Source organism: Jatrophihabitans sp. GAS493, assembly GCF_900230215.1.
Lineage (GTDB): Bacteria > Actinomycetota > Actinomycetes > Mycobacteriales > Jatrophihabitantaceae > MT45.
In genome coordinates, this window is sequence record NZ_LT907982.1 from 3174820 (window position 1) to 3196789 (window position 21970).

At 68.7% G+C, this 21970-nt stretch carries 25 protein-coding genes; 23 read left to right on the forward strand and 2 right to left on the reverse strand.

What is annotated here, in order from left to right:
- The first annotated feature begins 13 nt into the window (after positions 1 to 13).
- From ribD to CPH63_RS14770, 9 genes are all read left to right on the forward strand, one after another.
- Positions 14 to 1186 (forward strand): bifunctional diaminohydroxyphosphoribosylaminopyrimidine deaminase/5-amino-6-(5-phosphoribosylamino)uracil reductase RibD, encoded by a 1173-nt coding sequence (gene ribD / locus CPH63_RS14730; protein ID WP_096303628.1) that lies wholly within the window; start codon positions 14 to 16, stop codon positions 1184 to 1186.
- Positions 1187 to 1191: 5 nt separating this feature from the next.
- The gene (locus CPH63_RS14735; RefSeq protein ID WP_096303629.1) at positions 1192 to 1812 is read left to right on the forward strand and encodes a riboflavin synthase; all 621 of its coding nucleotides are present in this window, start codon (positions 1192 to 1194) and stop codon (positions 1810 to 1812) included.
- A 2-nt stretch (positions 1813 to 1814) separates the two neighbouring features.
- Positions 1815 to 3122, forward strand: a complete 1308-nt coding sequence (locus tag CPH63_RS14740; RefSeq protein WP_096303630.1) for a bifunctional 3,4-dihydroxy-2-butanone-4-phosphate synthase/GTP cyclohydrolase II — start codon at positions 1815 to 1817, stop codon at positions 3120 to 3122.
- Positions 3119 to 3628 (forward strand): 6,7-dimethyl-8-ribityllumazine synthase, encoded by a 510-nt coding sequence (ribH, locus tag CPH63_RS14745; protein ID WP_096303631.1) that lies wholly within the window; start codon positions 3119 to 3121, stop codon positions 3626 to 3628. Before CPH63_RS14740 ends, ribH begins: the two co-directional genes overlap by 4 nt.
- Before the next feature lie 20 nt (positions 3629 to 3648).
- The gene (locus tag CPH63_RS14750; protein WP_096303632.1) at positions 3649 to 4782 is read left to right on the forward strand and encodes an XdhC/CoxI family protein; all 1134 of its coding nucleotides are present in this window, start codon (positions 3649 to 3651) and stop codon (positions 4780 to 4782) included.
- Positions 4783 to 4798: 16 nt separating this feature from the next.
- Entirely contained in the window at positions 4799 to 5359 is a 561-nt protein-coding gene (locus tag CPH63_RS14755) for an NTP transferase domain-containing protein (RefSeq protein ID WP_096303633.1), read from the forward strand.
- Positions 5360 to 5480: 121 nt separating this feature from the next.
- Positions 5481 to 5900 carry a YciI family protein gene (locus CPH63_RS14760; RefSeq protein WP_096305173.1) on the forward strand — a complete coding sequence of 140 codons (420 nt, stop codon included), beginning with the start codon at positions 5481 to 5483 and terminating at the stop codon, positions 5898 to 5900.
- 32 nt (positions 5901 to 5932) lie between these two features.
- Entirely contained in the window at positions 5933 to 7258 is a 1326-nt protein-coding gene (locus CPH63_RS14765; RefSeq protein WP_371364973.1) for an RNA polymerase sigma factor, read from the forward strand.
- 103 nt (positions 7259 to 7361) lie between these two features.
- Complete coding sequence (locus tag CPH63_RS14770) at positions 7362 to 7805, forward strand: hypothetical protein (RefSeq protein ID WP_157749575.1); 444 nt, start codon at positions 7362 to 7364, stop codon at positions 7803 to 7805.
- A 24-nt stretch (positions 7806 to 7829) separates the two neighbouring features.
- On the opposite strand, the gene CPH63_RS14775 is transcribed toward CPH63_RS14770, so the two are convergent.
- The gene (locus tag CPH63_RS14775) at positions 7830 to 8414 is read right to left on the reverse strand and encodes a uridine kinase (RefSeq protein ID WP_096303635.1); all 585 of its coding nucleotides are present in this window, start codon (positions 8412 to 8414) and stop codon (positions 7830 to 7832) included.
- 97 nt (positions 8415 to 8511) lie between these two features.
- On the opposite strand from CPH63_RS14775, the gene CPH63_RS14780 reads away from it, so the two are divergent.
- The 5 genes from CPH63_RS14780 (at position 8512) to CPH63_RS14800 (ending at position 13124) form a co-directional block, all read left to right on the forward strand.
- On the forward strand, positions 8512 to 9675 hold the full coding sequence (locus tag CPH63_RS14780; RefSeq protein ID WP_096303636.1) for a CaiB/BaiF CoA-transferase family protein: 1164 nt from the start codon (positions 8512 to 8514) through the stop codon (positions 9673 to 9675).
- A gap of 81 nt (positions 9676 to 9756) precedes the next feature.
- A complete protein-coding gene (locus tag CPH63_RS14785; RefSeq protein ID WP_096303637.1) occupies positions 9757 to 11301 on the forward strand; it encodes a carboxyl transferase domain-containing protein in 1545 nt (514 codons plus the stop codon).
- A gap of 55 nt (positions 11302 to 11356) precedes the next feature.
- Positions 11357 to 11620, forward strand: a complete 264-nt coding sequence (locus CPH63_RS14790; RefSeq protein WP_096303638.1) for a phosphoribosyl-ATP diphosphatase — start codon at positions 11357 to 11359, stop codon at positions 11618 to 11620.
- Between the two features lie 104 nt (positions 11621 to 11724).
- Positions 11725 to 12570: an ATP phosphoribosyltransferase gene (hisG, locus tag CPH63_RS14795; protein WP_096303639.1), complete on the forward strand. Its 846-nt coding sequence runs from the start codon at positions 11725 to 11727 to the stop codon at positions 12568 to 12570.
- Complete coding sequence (locus tag CPH63_RS14800) at positions 12567 to 13124, forward strand: PH domain-containing protein (protein ID WP_096303640.1); 558 nt, start codon at positions 12567 to 12569, stop codon at positions 13122 to 13124. Before hisG ends, CPH63_RS14800 begins: the two co-directional genes overlap by 4 nt.
- A 22-nt stretch (positions 13125 to 13146) precedes the next feature.
- Here the strand turns inward: CPH63_RS14800 and CPH63_RS14805 are convergent, their stop codons facing one another.
- On the reverse strand, positions 13147 to 13470 hold the full coding sequence (locus CPH63_RS14805) for a DUF1844 domain-containing protein (RefSeq protein ID WP_096305175.1): 324 nt from the start codon (positions 13468 to 13470) through the stop codon (positions 13147 to 13149).
- Between the two features lie 433 nt (positions 13471 to 13903).
- On the opposite strand from CPH63_RS14805, the gene infC reads away from it, so the two are divergent.
- From infC to argC, 9 genes are all read left to right on the forward strand, one after another.
- The gene (gene infC / locus CPH63_RS14810; protein WP_096303641.1) at positions 13904 to 14521 is read left to right on the forward strand and encodes a translation initiation factor IF-3; all 618 of its coding nucleotides are present in this window, start codon (positions 13904 to 13906) and stop codon (positions 14519 to 14521) included.
- Complete coding sequence (rpmI, locus tag CPH63_RS14815; protein WP_096303642.1) at positions 14514 to 14708, forward strand: 50S ribosomal protein L35; 195 nt, start codon at positions 14514 to 14516, stop codon at positions 14706 to 14708. Before infC ends, rpmI begins: the two co-directional genes overlap by 8 nt.
- Positions 14709 to 14823: 115 nt before the next feature.
- Entirely contained in the window at positions 14824 to 15222 is a 399-nt protein-coding gene (gene rplT / locus CPH63_RS14820) for a 50S ribosomal protein L20 (protein ID WP_096303643.1), read from the forward strand.
- A gap of 37 nt (positions 15223 to 15259) precedes the next feature.
- Positions 15260 to 16072 (forward strand): RNA methyltransferase, encoded by an 813-nt coding sequence (locus CPH63_RS14825; RefSeq protein WP_096303644.1) that lies wholly within the window; start codon positions 15260 to 15262, stop codon positions 16070 to 16072.
- Positions 16073 to 16162: 90 nt separating this feature from the next.
- On the forward strand, positions 16163 to 17284 hold the full coding sequence (pheS, locus tag CPH63_RS14830; RefSeq protein ID WP_096303645.1) for a phenylalanine--tRNA ligase subunit alpha: 1122 nt from the start codon (positions 16163 to 16165) through the stop codon (positions 17282 to 17284).
- Positions 17284 to 19812, forward strand: coding sequence for a phenylalanine--tRNA ligase subunit beta (gene pheT / locus CPH63_RS14835; protein ID WP_096303646.1), 2529 nt, complete (start codon positions 17284 to 17286; stop codon positions 19810 to 19812). Before pheS ends, pheT begins: the two co-directional genes overlap by 1 nt.
- A 103-nt stretch (positions 19813 to 19915) precedes the next feature.
- A complete protein-coding gene (locus tag CPH63_RS14840; protein ID WP_096303647.1) occupies positions 19916 to 20338 on the forward strand; it encodes a TadE/TadG family type IV pilus assembly protein in 423 nt (140 codons plus the stop codon).
- Positions 20338 to 20859, forward strand: a complete 522-nt coding sequence (locus tag CPH63_RS14845; protein WP_096303648.1) for a hypothetical protein — start codon at positions 20338 to 20340, stop codon at positions 20857 to 20859. Before CPH63_RS14840 ends, CPH63_RS14845 begins: the two co-directional genes overlap by 1 nt.
- A gap of 79 nt (positions 20860 to 20938) precedes the next feature.
- Positions 20939 to 21955, forward strand: a complete 1017-nt coding sequence (argC, locus tag CPH63_RS14850) for an N-acetyl-gamma-glutamyl-phosphate reductase (RefSeq protein WP_096303649.1) — start codon at positions 20939 to 20941, stop codon at positions 21953 to 21955.
- The last annotated feature ends 15 nt before the right edge of the window (positions 21956 to 21970 follow it).

The following is a 21970-nucleotide window of genomic DNA, read 5'->3' on the forward strand; positions in this document are numbered from 1 at the left end:
GCGTCCCGAAGCGATGAGCCTCACCGAGGTCGAACAGGCGGCGATGCACCGGGCGCTCGTACTGGGCGAGACGGTCCGTGGCACGACCAGCCCGAACCCGGCCGTCGGCGCCGTGATCCTGGACCACTCTGGACACCTGGTCGGCGAGGGCGCGACCGCGCCGGCCGGCGGGCCGCACGCCGAGGTGCAGGCGCTGACCTCGGCCGGCCCGGCCGCCCGCGGCGGAACCGCCGTGGTCACGCTCGAACCCTGCGCCCACACCGGGCGCACCGGTCCATGCGCCCAGGCTCTGATCACGGCCGGAGTCGCCAAGGTGATCTTCGCCGTGACCGATCCGAACCCCGAGGCCTCCGGCGGCGGTGAATTCCTGCGAGCGGCCGGGGTGGAGGTACTCGCCGGCGTCGAGGTCGACGCCGCCCGGGCCGGCGCACTTCGCCCCTGGCTGCACGCGGTCCGCAGCGGGCGACCATTCGTGACGTGGAAGTTCGCCAGCACTCTCGACGGCCGCGTCGCCGCCGCCGACGGGACCTCGCGCTGGATCACCTCCGCGCTCTCGCGCAGCGACGTGCATGCGCTGCGAGCCAGCGTCGACGCGATCGTGGTCGGCAGCGGAACAGTGCTGGCCGACGACCCCCAGCTCACCGTCCGCCTCGATGACCGGATCGCCACTCATCAGCCACTGCGCGTGCTCCTCGACCGGCGGCACCGGGTGCCGGACTCCTCGCAGATCTTCGACAGTTCCGCCGAGACGCTGGTCCTCGACACCGCCGTGCCCCGCTTCGCCCTGAAGGCACTCTTCGACCGGGGCGTGCGGCACGTTCTCCTGGAGGGAGGCCCTACGCTGGCCGGGGCCTTCATCGAGGACGGCTGTGTGGACGAGGTGGTGGCCTACCTCGCACCGACCCTGCTCGGGGCCGGCCCGTCAGCTTTGGGTGACGCGGGAATCAACACGATCACCGAAGCGCTGTCACTGGAGATGGAGACGGTGGAGCGGATCGGCAACGATCTCAAGATCGTGGCCCGCCCGACCCATGCTCCAACCCATGAACCGTCCCCGCACCCAGACAGCCAGCACCACGAACCGCCGAAGTCAGAGCAAGAAGTTCCACCGCAGAGCGGCGTCGACGAGCATCACCAGTCGGCCCGCGAGAGACTGCGGCAGGGTATCGCCGAAGAGGAGCAGTAGACCGAATGTTTACCGGAATTGTCGAGGAGCTCGGCGAGGTCGTTGACGTCACCGCCAACGGCGACAGCGCCGTGCTTACCGTGCGCGCCGCGCTGCTGGGGGAGATCGCACACGGTGCGTCGATCGCGATCAACGGTGTCTGTCTCACCGTCGTCGGGCAGACGCCGGCCGGGGACGAGCGGCGGCTGGACTTCGACGTGATGGCCGAGACCCTCAAACGCAGCGTCATCGGCTCCCTGCGGGTCGGCGACAAGGTCAACCTGGAGCGTGCGGTACGGGTCGACGGCCGACTGGACGGGCATGTCGTGCAGGGGCACGTCGACGGAACCGGAGTGGTGCTTTTGCGCACACCCGGGGACGCATGGGAGTCCGTGCGGGTCGGTTTGCCACTAGATTTGGCCCGTTACGTCGCCGAGAAGGGCTCGATCGCAGTGGACGGTGTCTCACTGACGGTCACAGCTGTGGGCGACGACTGGTTTGAGGTCGGGTTGATCCCCGAGACGCTTCGGGCAACGACGCTCGGAGCCCGGGCACCGGGAGATCCGGTGAATCTGGAGGTGGATGTGCTCGCGAAGTACGCCGAACGGCTGCTCAGCGCGCGTCTGCGGCCGGAAGGACAGGCGTAGCAATGACCGCACTACTCGATCCCGTGGAACGGGCCATCGCCGACATCAAGGCCGGAAAAGCGGTCGTGGTGATCGACGACGAGGACCGTGAGAACGAAGGCGACCTCATCTTCGCCGCCGAGTTGGCGACACCCGAACTGGTGGCCTTCATGGTTCGCTACAGCTCGGGCTATATCTGCGTCCCGCTCACCGAGGCCGATGCCGATCGACTCGACCTGCCGCCCATGTTCCGGGTCAATCAAGACCGGCGCGGCACCGCCTACGCGGTCACCGTCGATGCCCGAGAAGGCATCGGGACCGGTATCTCGGCCACCGACCGTGCGCACACCATCCGGCTGCTGGCCAACCCCGAGACCAGCTCGGCCGACCTCTCCCGTCCGGGACACATCGTGCCGCTGCGGGCCAAGGACGGCGGCGTGCTCCGCCGTCCGGGCCACACCGAGGCCGCCGTCGACCTGGCCGTGCTGGCCGGCTTGAGCCCGGTTGGCGTGCTCTGCGAAGTCGTCAGTGAGAAGGACCCGGCCGGCATGGCCCGGGCCGACGAACTACGGGTTTTCGCCGATGAGCATGGGCTTTCGCTCATCTCCATCGCCGATCTGATCGCTTACCGGCGCCGTTTCGACAAGCTCATCGAGCGGGTCGCCACGGCGCGGGTTCCGCTCGCCGCGGGGGAGTTCACCGCGGTCGGCTACTCCAGCTCCTATGACGACCGCGAGCATGTCGCCTTCGTCTACGGGGATATCGGTGACGGCGAGGACGTTCTGGTGCGGGTGCACTCCGAATGCCTCACCGGCGACGTCTTCGGGTCGCTTCGCTGTGACTGCGGCCCCCAGCTGCACGCCGCCCTCTCGGCGGTGGCGGCCGAGGGACGAGGTGTCGTGCTCTACATCCGAGGCCACGAAGGTCGCGGCATCGGGCTACTGCACAAGCTGCAGGCCTACCAGCTGCAGGACTCCGGAAGTGACACGCTGGACGCCAATCTGGAGCTCGGCCTGCCGGCCGACGCGCGGGACTACGGCACCGGCGCGCAGATCCTGGTCGACCTCGGCATTCACACGATGCGGCTGCTCTCCAACAATCCGGCCAAGCGGGCCGGCCTGGAGGGTTACGGCCTCAAGATCGTCGGGCAGGTGCCGCTGCCGGCCCACATCAACCCGGAGAACCTTCGGTATCTGCAGACGAAGCGGGACCGGATGGGCCACGAGCTGAACCTCGATCACGCACACATCGACGGGCGCGCGCTGCACGGCGGAACAGTCGAGACGACGCGCAGCGAGCCGACGAACGAGCCGCAGGGGAGTGACCTATGAGTGGCGCCGGAGCACCGGCACTGGAGGCCGTCGTCGGCGCCGAGGGCCTGAAGGTGGCTGTCATCGCCTCGAGCTGGCATGAAGTGGTCATGGACGGCCTGCTCGACGGAACCCGCCGGGCCCTGGCGGACGCGCATGTCGCAGAGGTGACCGAGTTGCGGGTGCCGGGCACCTTCGAGCTTCCGGTCGCGGCGGCCCGGCTGGCCGGCAGCGGGTTCGACGCCATCGTCGCGCTGGGTGTCGTGGTGCGCGGTGGCACCCCTCATTTCGAGTACGTCTGTTCGGCGGCCACTGACGGCCTGACCGAGGTGGCCGTGCGTTACGGCGTCCCGGTCGGCTTCGGTGTACTGACCTGTGACACCGACGAGCAGGCCATCGACCGGGCCGGCCTGCCCGGCTCGCATGAGGACAAGGGATATGAGGCGGCCGCGGCCGCGCTGCAGACCGCGGTGATTCTGGCCGCCTACGCCCGGCCGGCTCAACTCGCTCAGCCGGTCTCCAGCTAGCGCCCTCGCAGGCCGCAGAGATGCTCGGCGTGATCGGCGAGGTCGCCGAATGGGCGGCCGGCGGGAAGGTCGCCGCCGTCGCCACGGTGGTGCGAACCTGGAGCAGCGCTCCCCGTCAACCCGGTTCAGCGTTGGCCGTCCTCTCCAGCGGTGACGTGATCGGAAGTGTCTCCGGCGGCTGCGTCGAGGGTGCCGTCTACGACCTCGGACAGCAGGTCCTGACGAGCGGCGAGCCCGCCCTTGTCCGCTACGGCGTGGCCGACGACGATGCGATGGCGGTCGGGCTCACCTGTGGCGGCACCATCGAACTCTTCGTCGAAGCGGTCAGCTCGGCTCGCTTCCCGGCCCTCGGGCAGCTGGCTGAATCGGTCAGGACCGGCGAAGCGGTCGCACTGGCCACGCTGGTCGGCGGCCGCGACGACGTGGGCGCGCGCATGGTCATCTGGCGCGACCGCTGCGTCGGCGGTCTCGGCTCAGCTCGCCTGGACGCCGCCGTCACCGACGATGTCCGCGGAATGCTGGAGAACGGGGTCACCGCGACCCTGCACCTCGGCGCCGACGGTGAACGTCTCGACGAGGAACTCACCATCTTCGTCGAGTCATTCCTACCGCCGCCGCGGCTCTACATCTTCGGAGCGACCGACTTCGCCGCCGCGTTGGCCGGAATGGGGAAGTATCTCGGCTACCGGGTGACCGTCTGTGACGCCCGGCCCGTCTTCGCGACCGCGGCCCGCTTCCGCGACGCCGACGAGGTTGTCGTCGAATGGCCTCATCGCTTCCTGGCCTCGGCGGAGGTCGACCGCCGCACCGCGATCTGCGTGCTGACGCACGACCCGAAGTTCGACGTACCGCTGCTGGAGGTGGCGCTGCGTGGTCCGGCTGGTTACGTCGGCGCGATGGGTAGCCGCCGGACGAGCTCTGATCGATTGGCCCTGCTGCGTGCCCGCGGCCTCAGCGACGCCGAGTTGGAGAGGCTCCGCGGACCGGTCGGTCTGGACCTCGGCGCGCGGACGCCGCAGGAGACGGCCGTCTCGATCGCGGCCGAGATCGTGGCTTCACGCTGGGGTGGGAGCGGGCGCCCACTGGCTGATCTGGCCAGCCGCATTCACCGCAATCCGGCCGGATCCGGGCCGCGTGAGGACAGCAATGGGTAGCGACCAGCAACCGCGAATGCCGACCACCGGCATCGTGCTGGCCGCCGGAGCCGGGACGCGCCTCGGCGGCCCGAAGGCTGACCTGCTGCTCGGCGGTGAACGCCTCCTGGATCGGGCGGTGCGAGCGCTGGCCGACGGCGGCTGCGACTCCGTGCTGGTGGTGCTGCGCGAGGGGGCCGCGCCGCCGGCCGGAAACGGCGTGCGGGTGGTGACCAACCCCGACCCCGGTCGTGGACTGGCGTCCTCACTGCGCCTGGCGCTGGCTGCGGCCGACGGCGACCGGGTGCTGAGCATGGTCGTCGACCGCCCCGGGATCTCGGCTGATGCGGTCGCCCGGGTGCACGGGGTCGCCGGCCCGATCGTGGTGGCCAGCTTCGACGGGGTGCGGGCTCACCCGGTGGCGATCATGCGGGAGCATTGGGCCGAAGTGGCCGAGTTGGCCGACGGCGACGACGGTGCCCGTACGTTCATGCGGCGCCATCCGGAGTTGGTCACCGAGGTCGCCTGCGTGGGTGACCCGGCCGACATCGACACCCCGGAGGATCTCGCCCGCTGGCGGCAGCTCATCGGCGACTAGCTGCGACTGTCGCGATTGGTGTCGCAGACTGGCAGCATATTGTCGATCTTCCGCCGCGCCGTTCGACCTGAGGTGGAGCGGGTCGAGAGCCGACCCGAACGTGAAGGAGATTGAGGCCGGAATGGCGAAGTACATGTTGATCATGCGGGGCACAGACGAGTCCGTCGCGAAGATGATGGATACGCCATTTGACCAGATGCTCGAGACCGTGGGTCGCTTCAACGACGAGTTGATCCAGGCCGGTGTGCTACTCGCCGCCGAGGGCCTCGACGACCCGAGCCAGGGTGTCGTGGTCGACTACAGCGCGGAGGCTCCGGTGGTCACCGACGGACCATACGGCGAGACGAAGGAGCTCTTCGGTGGCTTCTATCTGATCGACGTGGCGTCGAAGGAGGAGGCCGTCGAGTGGGCGAAGCGGATGCCGGCGATCGCCGGGTCGAAGTGCGAGATCCGGCGCGTGCCGGGGATCGAGGAATTCCCGCCGGAGAACGAGTGGGTGGCCAAGGAGCGCGTCTGGCGGGAGCGGACGGGGCAGCTGTAAACGGCGCCGAGGTCGGAGCATCGGGCGGCCCGCTGGACGTTGCCGTGGCCGCCCGGCGGGCCGTCGAGGCGGTGTGGCGGATCGAGTCGCCCCGGATCGTGGCGGCGCTGGCGCGGTACACCGGTGATTTCGAACTGGCCGAGGATGTCGCCCAGGAGGCGCTGGCCGAGGCCCTGAGTGCATGGGCCCGCGCCGGAATTCCGGCGAACCCGGTGGGCTGGCTGCTGGCAACCGGACGGCGGCGGGCGATCGACAGTTTTCGGCGCCGCTCGGCCCGCGACGAGCGATACGCGTTGCTGGCCCATCCGCTGGCCGAGGGCGAGACGACCTCGGGTGCGTTGCCCTCGCCTGACGGCACCGGGGACCTGCTCTGGGACCCGGACCGGATCGACGACGACGTACTTGCGCTGATGTTCGTCGCCTGCCATCCGGTGCTCGCCCCACAGGCGCGCGTGGCGCTGACGCTACGGGCGGTCGGAGGTCTGTCGAGCGAGGAGATCGCCCGGGCATTCCTGGTGCCGGTGGGGACGATCCAGGCGCGGATCACGCGCGCGAAGAAGACGATAGCCGCGGCCGGCGTGCCGTTCGAGCTGCCATTCGAGCGCGACCGGCGGGAACGTATGGGCGGTGTGCTGAGCGTGCTCTACGTGATCTTCACCGAAGGCTCGACCGCGACCTCAGCCGACACCCTGCTGCGCAGCGATCTGGCCTATGAGGCCCTCCGGCTGGCCCGCATGCTGACGGCACTCGGACCTGACGATCCGGAGATTCACGGGCTGCTCGCGCTCTTCGAACTCACCTCCGCTCGATTCCCGGCCCGCACCGGACCGGACGGCGAGGCGATTCTGCTCGAGGACCAGGACCGGCGCCTGTGGGATCAGTCGGCGATCCGTCGTGGCCTGGCGGCACTCGGCCACGCCGAGGCCTCCGGGCGCGGGCTCGGACCGTACGGACTGCAGGCGGCGATCGCCGCCTGCCATGCCCGCGCGCCCTCCGTCGCGCAGACCGACTGGGATCGGGTGGTACTGCTCTACGAGGCGTTGGGACGGGTCGCTCCCTCACCCATAGTGGAATTGAACCGGGCGGTCGCCATTGCGATGCTGCACGGCCCGCAGACGGCACTGGCGCTGGTGGACGATCTCGCCGCCGCCGGCACCCTGTCCGCCTCGCATCTGCTGCCGACGGTACGGGGCGAGCTGCTGGCTAGGCTGGGCCGCTTCGCCGAGGCCCGGACGGAACTGGAGACCGCGGCACGGCGTTGCCGCAATGGGCCGGAGCGGGCGGTGCTGGTGCGCCGGGCCGCCGCGCTTCAGACGGCTGAACCGCCGACTGATCCGACCGATCTGACGCGGTCCTAACCGACGAACCAACGACGAACCAACGACGTATCAGCACACCGGCGGGTCCCTCCTCATTGGCAACGGCGGCGCACCGGGTGCCGCCCGCAGAAGGAGTCATCTGATGTGGGACGTAGATAGTTTTCCGGGCGCTGGGAATGTGCCCTGGCAGTTGCTGATCCGGGCCCGTTACAGCTACCAGGTCGATGCGGTCGTCGCTTCGGCCGTGCAGCACGCGGTAGGACAGGTGGCGTCGGTGAAGGTCGTCGAAGAGATCGCCCGGGCCGCCTCGCTGGCCGCGGCGCAGAGTGCCTCTGAGGCGCCCAAGGCGAGCGGCGAGCAGCGAGGCAGCGCGATCGTGGCGCTCTTCGACTTCGACGACTTCTGTGGCACTTACTGGCCGCACAAGCCGCGGCCGCACTATGTCGAGGAGTTCGGCGACGCCGCCGTCTCAGCCGTCCTGCCCGCGGCGGCCGAGCTGGTCCGCCTAGCCGGCAGCGATGTGCTGCAGAAGACCCTCGGCGCGGCGCTGGCCGAGGTGTCAGGCTCCCAGCTCGCGCACGCCTGACGTTCGGCGGTCAGTCGAGCGCAGCTACGGTCCGGTCGGGCCGAGCAGCAGGTCGGCCTCGGGTGCGCTGGTCCGGAAGTAGTCGTCCTCGGCATCCAGCCAGCGCACCCACTCCGGTTGTAGCGGGGTGCCGTCACGCTCGCTCCAACGCCGCTCGCGCGTCGAGCGAGGTAGGTCGATCAGGACGCGGAAGGCCGCCCGATCACCGCAGCACTCGATCGCCGAGACGCCCTCCACGATCAGCACGTCGGTCGGCGGCACGCGAATTTCTCCAGTAAAAGTGGCGGTCTTCCAGTCGTAGCGCTGGTAGCTGCCGGCTTGGCCGTTGGCCAGCCGAGCCAGCACGCCGTCCCGTAGCCGGGGCCAGAAGGTGAATTGATCGCCCCAGCCGTCGAGCAGGTTGTCGATGTGAATGAGTTCGGTGTGCCGCTCGGTCGCCCAGAACGTCGAGTAGACCTTGTCGGCCAGACTGGTCTTCCCCGAGGCGGCTCCGCCGTCTATGGCGACGACTCGTACGCTGCCGCAGCGAGGCGGTCGCTGAGTGGTGTCGTGCACGATCCGCGCCGCAATGTCGCTAAGCGAATTAGCCAGATCGACGTCAGTCTTCACGCCTCCAGCGTAGGCGCGTCGCGCCTGAAATCTCCGCTGGATGGCCTCGGACGGCTGCAGTGTCCGGACCTGTCCGGGCACAGGAGATGATCGGGAGATGAGTAGCGACGCACCATTGGCCGACATCACCGTCCTCGAACTGGCTCGCGCCCTCTCCGGGCCGCACGCGGCCATGATCTTGGCCGACCTGGGGGCCCGGGTCATCAAGGTGGAGCACCCCGACGGCGGCGACGACACAAGGGGCTGGGGGCCGCCCTTCGTCGACGGTTCGGCCGGCTCAGCGGCTGAGTCCACCTACTTCCTCTCCTGCAACCGCAACAAGGAATCGATCGCGCTGGACCTGAAGAGTCCGGACGGGGTCGCCACGATCGAGCAGTTGGTGCAGCACGCCGATGTGCTCATCGAAAACTTCCGATCGGGGGTACTGGAGCGCCTCGGCCTTGGGATCGACCGTCTGCAGGAACTCAACCCGCGGCTGGTGATCCTCTCGATCACCGGGTTCGGACACGACGGCCCCGAAGCGGCTCGCACCGGGTACGACCAGATTGCGCAGGGGGAGGGTGGGCTCATGTCGCTCACCGGCCCGTCGGCGCTGGAGCCAACCAAGGTCGGGGTGCCGATCGCCGATCTGCTAGCCGGGATGTATGGGGCAACCGGGGTGCTGGCCGCTCTGCACCGGCGCGAGCGCACCGGCCGCGGAGAGGTGGTGCGGACGTCGCTGCTGGCCGCGGTCGTCGGCGTCCACTCGTATCAGGGCACGCGCTACACAGTCGCGGGCGAGGTGCCGGTGCCGACCGGCCGCTACCACCGGTCGATCTGCCCCTACGGCCTCTTCGACTGTGCCGACGGGTCGGTCCAGATCGCGGTCGGCAGCGACAACCTCTGGCGCTCTTTCGCGCCGGCCTTCGACCTCGATCGTCCCGAGTGGCGCACGAACTCGCAGCGGGTTCGTGATGGCGACGCGGTGGTCGCTGCCGTGACCGACGCCTTCGCGCCGCTGTCGAAGGTCGAGCTGCTGCGGCGATTGGCCTCCCTCGGGATCCCCGCCGGTTCCGTGCGTGGCCTGGACGAGGTCTATGCCTGGGACCAGACACGCTCGCAGGGCCTGCTGATCGAGGTCGAGCACGCCACTCTCGGCAGAATCACCCTTCCCGGGCCGCCGCTGCGCTTCGACGGTGGCGGCCTGCGTGAACACCGTGCCCCTCCACTGCTCGGTCAGCACAGCGCCGCGATTCGCTCATGGTTGGATGACAGCCGATGAAGTAGACCGGCTGGCGCCGTGAGTCTCCGCCGCTGGGTAGCAGACGAGTCGCACGAGTTGTGAGTAAGCGGGGAGCGGGAGATGGAACGTGTTGGCGCGCTGGAACTCATCGAGCGGGTGGCCGACAGCGGTAGTTTCAGGTCCTGGGACAGCGCGCCCTTGCCGCCGTTCGCCCCGTCCGGGCACCTCGACGACCGTTACCTGGCCGAACTAGCCGAGGCCCGCGAACGCACCGGACTCGACGAATCGGTGATCACCGGAGAGGCCCGGGTCGGCGGTCACCGGGTTGCGGTACTGATCGGAGAGTTCGGATTCCTCGGCGGCTCGATCGGCGTGGCCGCCGGTCACCGGATCGTCGAGGCCATCGAACGCGCGACCGCGCAGCGCCTACCGCTGGTCGCTTCCCCGACCTCCGGCGGCACGCGGATGCAGGAGGGGACCGTCGCCTTCCTGCAGATGGTGGCCATCTCCACGGCGGTCGCCAATCACCGACGCAGCGGTCAGCCCTACCTGGCCTACCTGCGCAATCCGACCACCGGTGGCGTGTTCGCCTCCTGGGGGTCGCTGGCCCACGTCACGGTCGCCGAACCGGGCGCACTCATTGGATTCCTCGGCCCGCGGGTCTACGAGGCGATCTACAACGAGACCTTTCCGCCCGGCGTGCAGACCGCCGAAAACCTCTACGAACATGGGCTGATCGACGCGGTCGTCGCGCCGGAGCAACTACGCGAGCTGACGATCACCGCGTTGGATGTGGTGGCGGCCCGACGGGACGTGCAGGCGCTCGACGACCCGGTCGAGTCAGGTTCCCGCGATGCGGGGCCGAGCTTCGACGACGGGACCGCCGACCTGGAGGAGCTGGAGCCGACCTCGGCCTGGGATTCGATCCGCCGCACCCGCCGCCCCGAGCGGCCGAGTGTCCGAGCCCTACTCAAGGTGGCCGCCCGGGATGTCACTCCGCTGCGCGGCACCGGTCAGGGCGAGGAGGACTCCGGCATGCTGCTGGCCCTGGCTCGCTTCGACGATTCGCCGTGCGTGGTGCTCGGGCAGGATCGTCGCGGCCCCGCCCCGCTCGGACCGGGCGGGTTGCGGATCGCCCGGCGCGGGATGCATCTGGCCAACGAACTGCGGCTGCCCCTGGTCACGGTGGTCGACACCGCCGGTGCGGCGCTGAGCGTTGCGGCCGAAGAGGGTGGGTTGGCCGGCGAGATCGCCCGCTGTCTGGCCGAGCTGGCGACGCTGGATACTCCGACGCTCTGCCTGCTCCTCGGTCAGGGCGCCGGCGGTGGGGCGCTGGCGCTGCTGGCCACCGATCGGGTGGTGGCGGCCCAGCATGCGTGGCTCTCCCCGCTCCCGCCGGAGGGAGCGTCGGTGATCCGGTACAAGACGACCTCCCACGCCGCCGAGATCGCCCAGGCCCAGGGGGTGCGCAGCCTCGATCTGCTGCGCAACCGGGTCGTCGACCGGATCGTCCCGGAGAATCCCGACGCCGCCGACGAGCCGGAGAAGTTCCTGCGCCGGCTCGGCGGTGTGATCGGCGATGAGCTGGATCGCCTGACCGCGTGGGAGATGCCCGCACTGCGGGCCCGGCGGGTCGAGCGGTATCGCAGCCTCGGCCTCAACTAGTCTCCTCGACTCGGCTGACTGGGCAGTCGCATGGGCCCGGTAGGCTCCTGGTGCGATGAAGACCTTTGACGAACTGTTCGCTGAGCTCAGCGAACGCCAGCGCGAGCGACCCGACGGCTCGGCCACTGTCCAGGCGTTGGACGACGGCGTCCATGCCCAGGGCAAGAAGGTCGTCGAAGAGGCCGCCGAGTCGTGGATGGCCGCCGAGTTCGAGTCGGCCGAGCGAACCGCCGAGGAGATCAGCCAGCTGCTCTACCGCGTCCAGGTGTTGATGCTGGGCCGCGGTCTCACCCTGGCCGACGTCTACCGACATCTATAGCCCGTCTCCAGCCCGTCACCGACCCAGCGCTCCTTCCTTCAGCAGCTCCGCGCCGGCCCGCCGGCCCACAACCGACACCCGCAGCCGCCCAGACAGGTCTCCCCATGCTTCGAATTGCCGTGCCGAATAAGGGTTCGCTCTCCGAACCCGCCAGCCAGATGCTCACCGAAGCCGGCTACCGCCAGCGCAGCGACAGCCGTGAACTGGTCCTCATCGACGCCGACAACGACACCGAGTTCTTCTTCCTGCGCCCCCGTGACATCGCCATCTACGTCGGTTCAGGGCGCCTGGACGTCGGCATCACCGGCGAAGACCTGCTCCTGGACTCCGGGGCGAACGCGCAGGGGATCCTGGAATTGGGATTCGCCCGGTCGACGTTCCGCTTCGCCGGGATTGCGGGCGCGGCCGACAGCGTCGCCGACCTTCAGGACAAGCGGGTCGCGACGGCCTACCCGGGCGTCGTCGCGTCATATCTGGCCAACGTCGGGGTCAGCGCGCAGATCATCCGCCTCGACGGCGCAGTCGAGACGGCTGTGCGGCTGGACGTTGCCGACGCCATCGCCGATGTCGTCGAGACCGGCACGACGCTGCGGCACGCCGGACTGGAGACCTTCGGCGAGCCGCTGCTGAAGAGCCAGGCCGTGCTGATCCGCCGGATCGGCGCCGATGCGTCGAGCCAGGTTGAGCAGTTGATGAGAAGACTGCAGGGCGTCATCATCGCGAGGCAGTATGTACTCATGGACTACGACATCCGCGACGAGCACGTTGCCCGGGCGGTCGCCATCACGCCCGGCTTCGAATCCCCGACCGTCTCCCCGCTGATGCGTCAGGGCTGGTCGGCGGTCCGCTCGATGGTGCCGGCATCGGAGACCAATCGCATCATGGACGAGCTCTGGGAAGTCGGAGCGCGGGGAATCATCGTCACCAGCATCCACGCGAGCAGGTTGTGACTGAGCCGGAGCCGACTGGCACCGCGGCCGGGCCGCCATCCAGCACCGCGGCCGGGCCGCCATCCAGCACCGCGGCCGGGCCGCCATCCAGCGCGGCGCGGCGGGTGCCGCTACGCCGCGAGGTGGTCGTCAACGCCCGTCCGATCCGTACCGCGCTGATCGCGAAGGTCTGTTCCGCGGTCATCCTGGTGGTCTTCGTCTTCACCGCGATCGTGATGCGCCACGACAGCGCCGGGGTGCACTTCGTACCCACCGATCAGCTGGGCACGCTCGTCGTCGGCATCATTCTCTCCGCCGCGGCCCTGCTGCCGACCCGGCCGCGTCTACACGCCGACGCGAACGGGGTGCGGATACGTGCCTTTCTGGGCTCGGAGAAGGTCATCGGCTGGGATCTCATCACCCGCGTGGACTTTCCGAAGAAGTTGCGGTTCGCCCGGATCGTGCTTCCCGGTGAGGAGGCGCTCGCCCTCTACGCGGTACAGCGGTGGGATCACGACTCGTCGGTCGCGGCGATGAACGGGCTGCGGGAGCTCTTCGCGAACTCCCGCAGCTAGCACGCCTCTTGGCTGGGCCGGCTCAGGTCTGGAGGCCCTCGCCCGGACCCTTCCCAGGCTCGTCGGGGTAGGCCGAAGCTTCGCGGAACGCGGCCTGCAGCGTCTTCAAACCGTCGCGTAGCGGCTGGCGATGAGCGCCCAGGTACTCACGCGAGGCGGCCAGCAGGCCGGCGAGTGCGGTGATCAGGCGCCGGGCCTCGTCCAGGTCGACGTGTGGCTCGGCGTCCGGCGCGAGGCCGAGCTTCTCGGCCGAGGCGCTCATCAGCATCACCGCGGCCCGGGAGATCACCTCGATGGCAGGGATCTCCGAGAGCTCTCGGACCTGCGGGTCGTCGAGGTCATCCAGATTGTCGAATCCGTGCGCTGGGAGCGGGATGGCGTCGGTGGGGTGGGCTTTGGTGGTGCTGCCGGGCCCGGTGGCCCGGGGGTCGACGGGGGCACCCGACTCGGAATCGGAGGTTTCCGAATCGTGGCGAGGGGTCTTGGTGGCAGAAGTTGGGTCTATGTCAGGCACCCTGGTAGCCTGTCATTGCGACCAGCCCCCGATTCACTTGGGGGTATGCAAGCGGAAGCTCATCAGCCTCCCACCCGCGCCACCAGCCACACAGGTGCGCCGGGTCCGGTCCGTGGTACCGGGGCCAATCGGCTCAGGTGTTCGCTGTGCGTGGATTCACACGTGTGGTGAGGCGGATCGTCGGCTTTGAGCTCCGTGCGCATATCTGCGCCGGAGCTTTTTTCGTTTCTCGACGATTCGACTCCGCGCGAATGCTAGCAACGAGATTTCAAGACTTTTACCAACGAAGTACGACCAAGGAGGTCACATCAGCTCCGAACCTAGGATCAATGACCGGATCCGAGTACCCGAGGTACGCCTCGTCGGTCCCGAGGGCGAGCAGGTCGGCATCGTGCCGATCGGCAAGGCTCTCGAACTCGCCGCCGAAGCAGATCTGGATCTGGTCGAGGTCGCACCCATGGCCCGTCCACCCGTCTGCAAGCTCATGGACTACGGAAAGTTCAAGTACGAGAGCGCGCAGAAGGCCCGCGAAGCCAGGCGAAACCAGGGCCTGACCGTCATCAAGGAGATGAAGCTTCGCCCGAAGATCGATCCGCACGACTACGCGACCAAGAAGGGTCACGTCGAGCGGTTCCTGAAGCAGGGCGACAAGGTCAAGGTCACGATCATGTTCCGCGGCCGGGAGCAGTCCCGTCCCGAACTCGGATTCCGGCTCCTCCAGCGTCTTGCTGAGGACATCGGCGAGATCGGCTTCGTCGAGTCCTCGCCGAAGCAGGACGGCCGAAACATGATCATGGTCGTTGCGCCACTTCGCTCAGCTGCCAAGCCCAACCGTCCGTCGCGCACGGACGGCATCGAAGAAGAGAAAGAACCAAATGCCTAAGAACAAGACACACAGTGGAATGAAGAAGCGGGTGAAGGTCACCGGCAGCGGAAAGCTCATGCGCGAGAAGGCCGGAAAGCGTCACCTCCTGGAGCGCAAGCCTTCGAAGCTGACCCGCCGCCTCACCGGCAGCAAGGTCGTCGACGCCGCTGACGCACCGCGTGTCAAGAAGATGCTCGGCATCTAACACGAGCATCCGACGGAGCCGGCAACTGAGTCACCCACTCGGATCTGCCGGCCTCACCCCGAACCAAAGAACGCTGTCGTGAGATAACGACGGCCCGAACACCCAAGGAAATACTGTGGCACGCGTCAAGAGGGCTGTTAACGCCCAGAAGAAGCGCCGTAGCGCACTCGAAGCCGCCAGCGGCTACCGGGGCCAGCGTTCGCGGCTGTACCGCAAGGCCAAAGAGCAGCTGCTGCACTCGGCGACCTACCAGTACCGCGACCGCAAGGCGCGCAAGGGCGATTTCCGCCAGCTCTGGATCACCCGTATCAACGCGGCGGCCCGTGCGAACGACATGACCTACAACCGCTTCATCCAGGGTCTGCACCTGGCCGGCGTCGAGGTCGACCGCAAGATTCTGGCTGACCTGGCCGTCAACGACGAGGCTGCCTTCGCCGCCCTCGTGGTCGTGGCCAAGGCCGCCGTGGCCAAAGAGGGCACTGGCGGCGCTGCCGCACAGACCCCGGCTGCCTGAGCCAGAGCGAGGCGAGAGGACTGGTTCCTCTCCAGCTATGCACGGCTCAGTGGTACTAAGCGATTCAAACGCCCGGCTCGTGGCGGCCCGTCGACTCACCAGTCGGCGGGCCCGTCGCGAGACCGGGCGTTTTCTCGTGGAAGGCGCCCAAGCAGTCACCGAGGTACTACGGCGGCCGGAGCTGGTGAGCGAGGTCTTCGCGACCGCCGCCGCCGTCGAGCGCAATCGATTGCTGCTTGAGAAGGCAGCGGCCGACGGGGTCCGGGTCGACGAGGTCAGCGACAGGGCAGCGGCCGGTCTCTCCGAGACGGTGACGCCGCAGGGGCTGGTCGCGGTGGCGGCGACGATCGACGTGTCGCTCGATTCGGTGCTCTGCGGCGAGCCGAAGTTGCTGGCAGTCGTCGTCGAACCTAATGACCCGGGCAACCTCGGCACCATCATCCGCACGGCCGACGCCGCCGGAGCGGACGGGTTGATCGTCGTCGGCGGCGGGGTCGACAGCTACAACGGCAAAGTGGTGCGGGCCAGCGCCGGCAGTCTCTTCCATATCCCGCTCGTGCTCGATCTGACGTGGGAGGTGCTGGTTGAGCGCCTGTCGGCGCGCGGAGTGCAGAGCATCGCCACCACCGGTTCGGCGGCGTCGGATCTGGACGAACTCATCGCCTCCCGCCGCCTCGACCCGCCGACCGCATGGATCTTCGGAAACGAGGCCCACGGCCTGCCGGACTCGGTGCTGGAGACCGCGACCATGCAGACCCGTATCCCGATCTACGGAGCGGCGGAGAGTCTGAACCTCTCGGTGGCGGCGGCCATCTGTCTGTACGCCTCAGCCCGGGCCCAGCGGCGCTAACCTGTTCGACCGAGGAAATAGACTCATCACGAGCTCAGATCTGCCCGCGTCGTCTCACGCCGCGGTCTGGTCGCCGACCCGAAGGACATCATGCCCACCGAAACATCAAGCTTCGACCCGGTCGAAGTGGCGGCCCTGCAGCCGGAGAACCTCCAGCGCAACGTCGACGAGGCCTTGGCGGCGATCGCCGAGGCCGGTGACCTCGATGCACTGAAGTCGGCCCGGCTCACGCACGCCGGTGATCGCTCGGCCCTGGCGCTGGCCAACCGCGAGATCGCGGCGCTGCCGCCCGCCGCGCGGGCCGCCGCCGGACAGCGCGTCGGCGCTTCGCGCGGCCGGGTGCGGGAGGCGCTGGAGCGTCGCCAGGCCGAACTCGAACTCGAGCGGGATGCCCGGGTGCTGGTCGAGGAGTCAGTCGACGTCACGCTGCCGTGGGACCGACGGCCGATCGGGGCCCGTCATCCGTTGACCACGATCCAGGAACTCTTCGCCGACGTCTTCACCGCTATGGGCTACGAAGTGGCCGAAGGCCCCGAGCTGGAGGCTGAGTGGTTCAACTTCGATGCGCTCAACATCGGCGTCGACCACCCGGCTCGCTCCCTGATGGACACCTTCTTCGTGCAGGCCGCCGACGGCAGCGCCGACTCCGGAATCGTGCTGCGCACGCATACCTCGCCCGTGCAGGCACGCACCATGCTGAGCCGGACGCCACCTATCTACGTCGTCTGCCCCGGAAAGGTGTTCCGCACCGACGAGCTGGACGCCACCCACACGCCGGTCTTCCACCAGCTGGAGGGCCTGGTCATCGATGAGGGCATCACGATGGCTCATCTGAAGGGAACGCTCGACCACATGGCGCAGGCCATGTTCGGACCGGACACGGTCACTCGGCTCCGCCCCTCGTATTTCCCCTTCACCGAGCCGAGCGCCGAGCCCGATCTGCTCTGCTTCGTCTGCCGCGGTGACTCGGTGGGTAACCCCGATCGCCCCTGCCGTACCTGCGGTAGCGAGGGATGGATCGAGTGGGGCGGATGCGGAATGGTCAACCCGCGCGTGCTGCGGGCCTGCGGCATCGACCCGGAGCGTTACTCCGGGTTCGCCTTCGGAATGGGAATCGAGCGCACCATGATGTTCCGCAACGCCGCTGAGGACATGCGGGACATGGTCGAGGGTGACGTCCGCTTCACCGCGGCCTTCGGGATGGAGAGCTGATGCGCGCTCCAGTCAGCTGGGTCGGCGAGTATGTCGACCTGCCAACCGGTCTGACCCCTCGGGAACTCGGCGATGCCCTCGTCCAGGTCGGGCTGGAGGTCGAGCGAGTCGAGTCCGGAGCCGACGGCCTCAGCGGCCCGATCGTCGTCGGACGGGTCCTCTCCTTCGACGCCGAACTTCAGAAGAACGGCAAGACCATCCGCTGGTGTCAGGTCGACGTCGGTGCCTACAACCTCGACGGTGAGCCCCGCGGCATCGTGTGTGGCGCGGGCAACTTCGCGGTCGGTGACCTCATCGTCGCGTCCCTTCCGGGAGCGGTGCTGCCGGGTGGCTTCACTATCGCCGCCCGCAAGACCTACGGGCACGTTTCGGACGGGATGATCTGCTCCGTACGTGAACTTGGCATCGGAGACGATCACGACGGCATCCTGATCCTGCCGGCCGACTCCGCTACGCCGGGCGCGGATGCGCTGGACGTGCTCGGCCTGCGGGAAGCTGTCCTCGACATCGCGGTCACCCCCGACCGTGGTTACTGCCTCTCGGTACGGGGCCTGGCCCGCGAAGCCTCGCTCGCCCTGAACACCTCGTTCCGCGACATCAATTCGGTGGTGGACGTCCCGGCGCCCGGTCCGGAGGTCTACCCGGCGCGCGTCGAGGATCCGACCGCCTGCCCGGTCTTCTCACTGCGCGCGGTACGCGGTTTGAATGTGGCCGCGGCCAGCCCGAAGTTCATTCAGCAGCGGCTGCAGTTCGCTGGAGTTCGACCGATCTCGTTGGCCGTCGACGTGACGAACTACGTGATGCTCGAGACAGGGCAGCCGCTGCACGCCTACGACCGGGCGAAGCTCGCCGGTGAGATAGTCGTGCGCCGGGCGGCGGCCGGGGAGAAGATCACCACGCTCGATGACAACAAGCGCACGCTGGACGTCGCTGATCTGGTTATCGCCGATGACAGCGGCGCGATCGGGCTTGCCGGTGTGATGGGCGGTGCGTCGACGGAGATCACCACCGATACCGAGGAGATCGTCCTGGAGGCGGCCTACTTCGAGCCGGCGACGGTGGCTCGAGCGGTGCGTCGACACAAGCTCCCCAGCGAGGCGGCCAAGCGGTTCGAGCGCGGAGTCGACCCGCGGGTCGCGGCCGTCGCGCTGCAGCGAGCGGTTGACCTGCTCGTCGAGTACGGCGCAGCGACGGCGGTCGACGGTTTCACCGTCGTCGGGTCGGTGCCGAGTGCACCGGAGATCGAGATCGCCGCGGACTTCCCCGGCGCGCTGGCCGGGCTGGAGATCGCCACCGACGTGGTGGTCGCTAAGTTGACCGACGTCGGCTGTGAGGTGGACGTCGAGACCGAGTCGGGGCGAGCCGAGAACTCCCACCACCGGGTAAGTGGCCCTCGACTGCACGTGGTCCCCCCGAGCTGGCGTCCCGACCTCACCGATCCGGCTGATCTGGTCGAGGAGGTCATCCGGCTGGTGGGCTATGACAAGGTTCCCTCCGCGCTTCCCTCGCCGCCACCGGGACGGGGGCTCACCGCCGAGCAGCGCAGCCGGCGGGCCGTGTCGCGGGCCCTCGCCGCGGCCGGATACACCGAGGTACTCAGCTACCCGTTCGTCTCCCCGGCCGTGCATGACAGTTTTGGCCTGCCGGCTGAAGACCCGCGACGCCGTGCGGTGCGCTTGGTCAACCCGCTTTCGGACGCCGAGCCGGAGCTGCGCACGAGCCTGCTGCCGGGGCTGCTGGCCACTGTCGCCCGCAACCTCGGCCGCGGGTCTCGCGACCTGCAGCTCTTCGAAATGGGCCTGGTCTTCCTGCCCTCGGCCGAGGCGGTGACGATGCCAACTCCCGGGGTCGAGCATCGACCCTCAGATGAGGAGCTCGCGGGCCTGATCGCCGGCGTGCCCGACCAGCCGCGCTATGCCGCGGTCGTTCTCACCGGAGAATTCGAGCAGTCCGGCTGGTGGGGCGCCGGTCGGAGTGCGACCTGGGCCGATGCGATCGAAGCCGGCCGTTCGGTGGCCGCCGCGGTTCGGGCCGAGATCACGGTGCAACCGACCAGCTATGCCCCGTGGCACCCCGGTCGGGCCGCCGAGATTCGGCTCGACGGAGTGGTCGTCGGCCATGCCGGCGAGCTGCATCCGCGGGTGGTGGCCGCGCTGTCGCTGCCTGAGCGCACCTGCGCGATGGAGATCAACCTCGATGCGTTCGCCCCGCCCGCCCCGGTGGTGGCGCCGACGCTGGCCGATTTCCCGCCGGCGTTGCTCGATGTTGCCCTAGTCGTTCCGGATGGGGTCGCCGCCGCCGCCCTGACTGAGACCATTCGCCGGGCCGGCGGTCCACTGCTGGAGTCGGCCCGTCTTTTCGACGTGTACGTCGACGACGAGCGACTCGGGGCCGGGCTGAAGTCGCTGGCCTTCGCGCTCCGGCTGCGGGCTGGCGATCGGACACTGACCGCCGCTGAGGCAATCGCGGTGCGCGACCAGGTGGTCGACGCGGCCGCTGCGCAGCATGGAGCCAGATTGCGCGACTAGGCGTCTGAGGGGCGGCAGGCGCCGGCGGAATCCGGCGCGTGACGTTATCCACAGCAGTTCAGCAGGCATCCCGCCGGCGCCGCAGCTCGCGTAGATTGCTCCCATGCTGCGGAGGGCAGAGCACGTTTGGCAATCGCGCGACCGGGAGCAGGGATCGGCGGTCGTCGAGTTTTCGCTCATCTCGATCCTGCTGATCTTCCTGCTCTTCGGGGTGCTCCAGGTCGCCGTCTTCTTCTACCTGCGCAACGTCGTCATGGCTCAGGCCAGCGCGAGCGCGCGCTATGCGGCGGCCGCGAATATCCCGGCGGGCGCGGCCGCACCGCGGGCAAAGGAGTTGATCGCCGCCACCCTTGGGTCCTCGGTGGCCAATTCGCTCAACTGCACGGCGAGGGGAGCCATCGACGCCCCGTCCGGGCTGCAGGTGGTGGTCGTGCACTGCTCGGGAAACATCCGGTCGATCTTCCTGCCGGTAGGCGCGCTGCTCAATCTCGACGTGACCGCGACTGCGCTGAAGGAGCCGACCTGATGGGCGAGTTCAGGTTGGCCGCCGTGGCCCGGCGTGGGCGTCGCATGCTTCGCGCACGCCTCGGTGCCGGTGCTGGTGCTGGCGATAGTGGTAACGCGGTCGTCGAGTTTGTCTTCGTGGCGCTGATCGCCTTGGTGCCGCTGGTGTACCTGATCGCGGCGGTGGCGGTGGTCGACAACAGCAAGGCAGTGGTGGCGCAGGCGGCCCGCGACGCCGGTCGGGCGTTCGCGACGGCCGAGTCCACTCGCCTCGGCCGGCTGCGGGCTGAGACAGCCGTACGCCTGGACTTCGCCAGTCACGGATTCGCCGACGACGGCGAACTGCGTTTCGTCGCGGCTGGGTCGTCCTGTTCGGGCGAGTCGTTGGCACCGGTGGTGGCTCCCGGCGCGCGGTACCGCGTCTGCGTAACCCGAAAAACCCGAGTCCCGGCGGTGCCGGCTGTGCTGTCGGCGGGCGGCATCACTACGCTCGGGTCATACGAGCTTTTCGTGGACGACTACCGAACGGTGGCCCCGTCTTGATCGGGCGTCGCGTGGTCGAGCCCGGACACGGAGTCCAATGTACTTGCATCGAGATGCAGAGCGGTGAATAATTGTGCACATGGGCATTCGAGTCGCAGTCGCCGGTGCAAGTGGCTACGCCGGAGGAGAGCTCCTTCGGCTGCTGAGCGCACATCCTGAGCTGGAGGTCGTCGCAGCGACCGCGCACAGCAATGTCGGTCAACCGGTGGTCGCGGTCCACCCCGGCCTGCGCAGCCTGGCCGGCCTGCGCTTCGCCCCGACCACGGCGGCCACGCTCAGTGAAGCCGATATCGTCTTCCTCGCCCTGCCGCACGGTTCCTCCGGTGAGCTGGCGGCTCAGCTGCCCGACGGTCTGAAGATTGTTGATCTCGGCGCCGACCATCGGCTCATCGACGGCGCGACCTTCGAGAGCTACTACAAGACGGCTCATCCGGGAACCTGGACCTACGGACTGCCGGAACTGCCCGGGCAGCGGGAGAAGATCGCCGCCTCCAGCCGGGTTGCCAACACCGGCTGCTACGCGGTGGCGACGATCCTCGCCCTGGCCCCGCTCGTCGCGGCCGGCGTGATCGAGACCGAGGATGTCGTGGTGGTGGCGGCCAGTGGCACCTCCGGTGCCGGTCGGTCGGCGAAGATCAACCTGCTCGGCAGCGAAGTGATGGGTGATGTGTCGCCGTACAAGGTCGGGGCTCACCAGCACGTCCCGGAGATCCTGCAGGCCAGCGGAGCCCGGACGCTGTCAATGACGCCGCTGCTCGCCCCGATGCCCCGCGGGATCCTGGCTACGGTCACCGCCCGTCCCACCTCCGCGGCGCTCACCGAGGCCGAGGTGCGCGGCGTCCTGCACCAGGCGTACGCCGACGAGCCCTTCGTCCACCTGCTGGAGGAGGGCGTCCAACCGCGGACCGCGGCGACCGCCGGATCCAACAGCGTGCACCTGCAGGCGGTGATCGACATCAACTCCGGGCGGGTGATCGTCACCAGCGCGATCGACAACATCGGCAAGGGTGCGGCCGGCCAGGCCCTGCAGAACGCCAACATCATGCTCGGCCTGGACGAACGGGCCGGCCTCGCGGTCGACGCCGTCGCGCCATGATCGGGGCGTGCGAAG

Bases quoted from the DNA above. Each gene is read 5' to 3' on its own strand.
- CPH63_RS14780 (WP_096303636.1), top strand. From the start codon at position 8,512: ATGAGTAGCGACGCACCATTGGCCGACATCACCGTCCTCGAACTGGCT.
- CPH63_RS14825 (WP_096303644.1), top strand. From the start codon at position 15,260: ATGCACGGCTCAGTGGTACTAAGCGATTCAAACGCCCGGCTCGTGGCG.
- argC (WP_096303649.1), top strand. From the start codon at position 20,939: ATGGGCATTCGAGTCGCAGTCGCCGGTGCAAGTGGCTACGCCGGAGGA.
- CPH63_RS14735 (WP_096303629.1), top strand. From the start codon at position 1,192: ATGTTTACCGGAATTGTCGAGGAGCTCGGCGAGGTCGTTGACGTCACC.
- CPH63_RS14760 (WP_096305173.1), top strand. From the start codon at position 5,481: ATGGCGAAGTACATGTTGATCATGCGGGGCACAGACGAGTCCGTCGCG.
- hisG (WP_096303639.1), top strand. From the start codon at position 11,725: ATGCTTCGAATTGCCGTGCCGAATAAGGGTTCGCTCTCCGAACCCGCC.
- pheT (WP_096303646.1), top strand. From the start codon at position 17,284: ATGCGCGCTCCAGTCAGCTGGGTCGGCGAGTATGTCGACCTGCCAACC.
- CPH63_RS14845 (WP_096303648.1), top strand. From the start codon at position 20,338: ATGGGCGAGTTCAGGTTGGCCGCCGTGGCCCGGCGTGGGCGTCGCATG.
- rpmI (WP_096303642.1), top strand. From the start codon at position 14,514: ATGCCTAAGAACAAGACACACAGTGGAATGAAGAAGCGGGTGAAGGTC.
- CPH63_RS14770 (WP_157749575.1), top strand. From the start codon at position 7,362: ATGTGGGACGTAGATAGTTTTCCGGGCGCTGGGAATGTGCCCTGGCAG.
- ribH (WP_096303631.1), top strand. From the start codon at position 3,119: ATGAGTGGCGCCGGAGCACCGGCACTGGAGGCCGTCGTCGGCGCCGAG.
- pheS (WP_096303645.1), top strand. From the start codon at position 16,163: ATGCCCACCGAAACATCAAGCTTCGACCCGGTCGAAGTGGCGGCCCTG.
- CPH63_RS14840 (WP_096303647.1), top strand. From the start codon at position 19,916: ATGCTGCGGAGGGCAGAGCACGTTTGGCAATCGCGCGACCGGGAGCAG.
- ribD (WP_096303628.1), top strand. From the start codon at position 14: ATGAGCCTCACCGAGGTCGAACAGGCGGCGATGCACCGGGCGCTCGTA.
- CPH63_RS14740 (WP_096303630.1), top strand. From the start codon at position 1,815: ATGACCGCACTACTCGATCCCGTGGAACGGGCCATCGCCGACATCAAG.
- CPH63_RS14750 (WP_096303632.1), top strand. From the start codon at position 3,649: ATGCTCGGCGTGATCGGCGAGGTCGCCGAATGGGCGGCCGGCGGGAAG.
- CPH63_RS14790 (WP_096303638.1), top strand. From the start codon at position 11,357: ATGAAGACCTTTGACGAACTGTTCGCTGAGCTCAGCGAACGCCAGCGC.
- CPH63_RS14785 (WP_096303637.1), top strand. From the start codon at position 9,757: ATGGAACGTGTTGGCGCGCTGGAACTCATCGAGCGGGTGGCCGACAGC.
- CPH63_RS14755 (WP_096303633.1), top strand. From the start codon at position 4,799: ATGCCGACCACCGGCATCGTGCTGGCCGCCGGAGCCGGGACGCGCCTC.